Here is a 2,963-nt window from a genome sequence, read left to right on the forward strand (position 1 = left end):
CTTACCTCGTAAAACCTCTGGCAGATCAAATCCAACGGGCATTCAGGGAGGAATGAGTTCGCGTGCCGGGCTCGGCCATAACCCACGGTGAAATAGTTGGCGCATTCCTTTGATCTGAGAGCATCGTGCATTTCGCCAATGGCGCTGCAGACGGCGTCGATGGTGCATCTGGCGGCCTTTCTCAACAGGTGCTTGAGCTTGGCAAAGACCATCTCGATCGGATTCAGGTCTGGCGAGCATTTCCGGCAGGAAGAAGAGCTTGGCGCCGGCTTTGCCGAGGGCGTGCCGGACGGCCTTGCCCCTCATGTCCTCGTGTGAAGAATTGTGGTTGACGACGATGTCGCCCGGCTTGAGGGTGGGCAAGAGCACCTTCTCGACATACAGCCGGAAACCATTGATCGGCCCGTCGAAGAGCATGGGGCGGCGACCCGGTCCACTGCGCCCGCCGACGCGCCACGTCGGGCCGATCTTGCGCGCGCGCGCCGGATGATGACGAACGCTATCGACATCTTCTCGCCGGCGGCGCTCCGAATTGAGCTGGGCGGCTTACCATAGCTGCAGTCATAAGAAACGCGACGGCCTCTCCGCTCGTTGATTGCTTTTCGATCGAGCCGCCGTCATGCCCTCCACCTCGATAGGCAAAACAGAATACGATCCCGACAGTAAAATCCTCTCGGTCTGATTCGTAGCCAGCGGCAAACTGCACGAGTTTGAGGCCGTACCGCCGAAAACCTTTGCCGAATTCAAAGCCGCTTTCGCCAAGGGGCGCTACTTTAACGACCATATCCGAAACCATCCGGTACCGTCTGGTGGCGAGCGATAGCACCCAGGATGACCCGACCTGCCGGTGACCGAATTTGTCCTTGTCGCTCCAACCGTCGGTTGGTGGACGCATTGCCGGTGATACGCCTAAGGTTCCCGAGCGGTCCGCGCGCACCGGGCAAGCCCAACCCGCATCCCCCCGCCTGGTGCAAAGGCGCTCGATCGGTCCCGCCGTCCTGGCATGTGCGGCGGGACTTTTTGTGATCGACCTTGGAACACCGCCTCGCGGTGAAGGTCCAACTTCCCCTCACACGATTGCTGCCAGGTCGGTTCCCGAAGCCGGCGTCCCCTGGGGGATACGGGCTTTCATTTTCAGCCTGCTTTGTCGCAGTGGCGCTAAGTACGAGCAACTCCTGGTACCTCTCCAAGAGATTTGGACCGTTGCCCGCGGGCATCTGGCCGTCGGGCGTAAGCTTGTCTACCGCGTCGGGCAGTTCCCTCGTGAGCCGGTCGAGAAGTTCTTCATTAGACAATCCGGTTTGCTCAGCCAAATCGCTCAACGTTTGCGGGTCAATTGCTTTCTCAACCTGGTCGCGCTGAACGGGCCGGTTGGATCCTTTTCCCACCCAAGAATCTACCTGATCGCCCGCACCCGCATTTCTGAGACGGTCCAGGATGTCGCCGAGGCCGCCAGGGGAGCCAGCGCTAGTGTTGGGATCTGTCGATTTCCTACCAGCGATCAACTCGCCAATCTTGTCTCTATTCTTGTAGGCAAGCAGGCCCAGCAACGCTATGGCGACCTTTCCTATATCAAGGCTCATTTCGCATCTCCTTCTATGAGGAAGGGAGAAGGCATGCGGCTTTGAAAGGTTCCACGGTTGTGCTGCTGGGCCGATATTCGGCTCGGTTTTAGCCGGGCGATTGCGGCTTCTCGGCTCGCTTCTGGCTAGACTTCAGCATCCGTGCCTCCGCAGAGTCAGATCGCAGCTCGCGTCCTCGCTCCGGAGGCGCGGGCTTTCCATATTCCGTCACCGATTGTGGGCGACACCCTTATCAAAATCTTGCATTAGAAACTTGGAACATAAGTGAAGCAGAAAACACTGTTGGCGCCATGGACAAGAACGATGGCGACACAATCGTCCTGGTTGGCTTCCGAGCCGCCTGCCTGGGGACTCGTGATCCGAGCAGATAGGCGACAAGGATTTCGAGAGAGACCGACGGCAAAATGGGCTGGACGATAATGGTCACGAAATCCAGGTGAGATCACAATCTTGGCGAGGAACAGGAGGACGCCGCCCTCGACAGCCAACCATCCGTGGTTCCGTTGCTCCTGGTCTATGTGCTCTCGATGTTGGGACTGATCGGTACGCGCTCGCTCCTTCGTAATTTCTACGACGCCCGCTCACTTCCGGCTCGCGCGGCTCTTCAGCATTCAGGCCTCGCGCAGCAATGATGCATGGTCGGTGCCGATCATCGATCTGCTCGCGCGCCTGCGCCTGCGTAATGCCGGTTTCATCGGCTAAGACTTGGGCCTGCCCTCCTTCAGTCGCTCGCGGGCGGACATGTCTTTTCCCATGTTGAAAGCCTGCCAAGTTTATGTTCGGCCCTTTGGAACCCAATGATGGCAAAGCGGCTTGTTCCTTGAGCTGCCAGCGCGCAAAGGCTAACTCGGCTCATCGGGCTCGGAATTGTTCAACAAACGTGCACTGCTGCTGAATATGAAAAAGCCGCTGGTCCTTGTCGCTGAGGATGAGCCAATGATCGCGCTCGATCTGGAAGTGAACCAGTGAACCTTCGCAAGGCCGGTCTTACAGCCGCTCTGGCACCAACCTGTGAGGAGGCTCAAAGGTGGTTGGCAGAGGAACGTCCGGGGTGGTGGGCCGCGGCGTCCCACTAGAGTGGGGCTTATGTTCCAATCAACGGAACTGTGACAGTTGTCTGATAATTTATCGGATATCGGTTGAAATACGGGAACTCGATCACGAACGCATATTGGGCGGTCAGATGTGCCATGCGAAAGCCGCCGCTGGGGGCGTCGATTGCTATTGTTACATCGACGTCTTTCAATCCCAAATCCAGTAATTTTTCCGTGGCAATGGCTTGGATCTGGGCCTGCGTCAGCGAGTTCTTCATTTGCAGCGCACGTGACGACGTTTCCAGCGTGTACCGAACACTCGACATAGCATTCAGAGCCCAGCCGA

3 protein-coding genes and 1 pseudogene are annotated in these 2,963 nt (G+C 57.9%); 1 reads left to right on the forward strand and 3 read right to left on the reverse strand.

Going from position 1 to position 2,963, the window contains the following annotated elements; genetic code table 11:
• Positions 1–74: 74 nt before the first annotated feature.
• Positions 75–420, reverse strand: a pseudogene (locus NKJ20_RS33875) (transposase); the annotation flags it as partial.
• A 280-nt stretch (positions 421–700) separates the two neighbouring features.
• Between NKJ20_RS33875 and NKJ20_RS33880 the strand changes: the two are divergent.
• Positions 701–823 (forward strand): KTSC domain-containing protein, encoded by a 123-nt coding sequence (locus NKJ20_RS33880; RefSeq protein WP_352648747.1) that lies wholly within the window; start codon positions 701–703, stop codon positions 821–823.
• On the opposite strand, the gene NKJ20_RS33885 is transcribed toward NKJ20_RS33880, so the two are convergent.
• Both NKJ20_RS33885 and NKJ20_RS33890 read right to left on the reverse strand, forming a co-directional pair.
• On the reverse strand, positions 774–1,583 hold the full coding sequence (locus tag NKJ20_RS33885) for a YidB family protein (RefSeq protein WP_352749931.1): 810 nt from the start codon (positions 1,581–1,583) through the stop codon (positions 774–776). The two genes, NKJ20_RS33880 and NKJ20_RS33885, sit on opposite strands and share 50 nt — an antisense overlap.
• A gap of 1,084 nt (positions 1,584–2,667) precedes the next feature.
• The coding region (locus NKJ20_RS33890) for a pilus assembly protein (RefSeq protein WP_352749932.1) at positions 2,668–2,963 on the reverse strand (296 nt) is incomplete at its 5' end.

The sequence above is a fragment of the Mesorhizobium sp. M0185 genome (genome assembly GCF_040322175.1).
Lineage (GTDB): Bacteria > Pseudomonadota > Alphaproteobacteria > Rhizobiales > Rhizobiaceae > Mesorhizobium.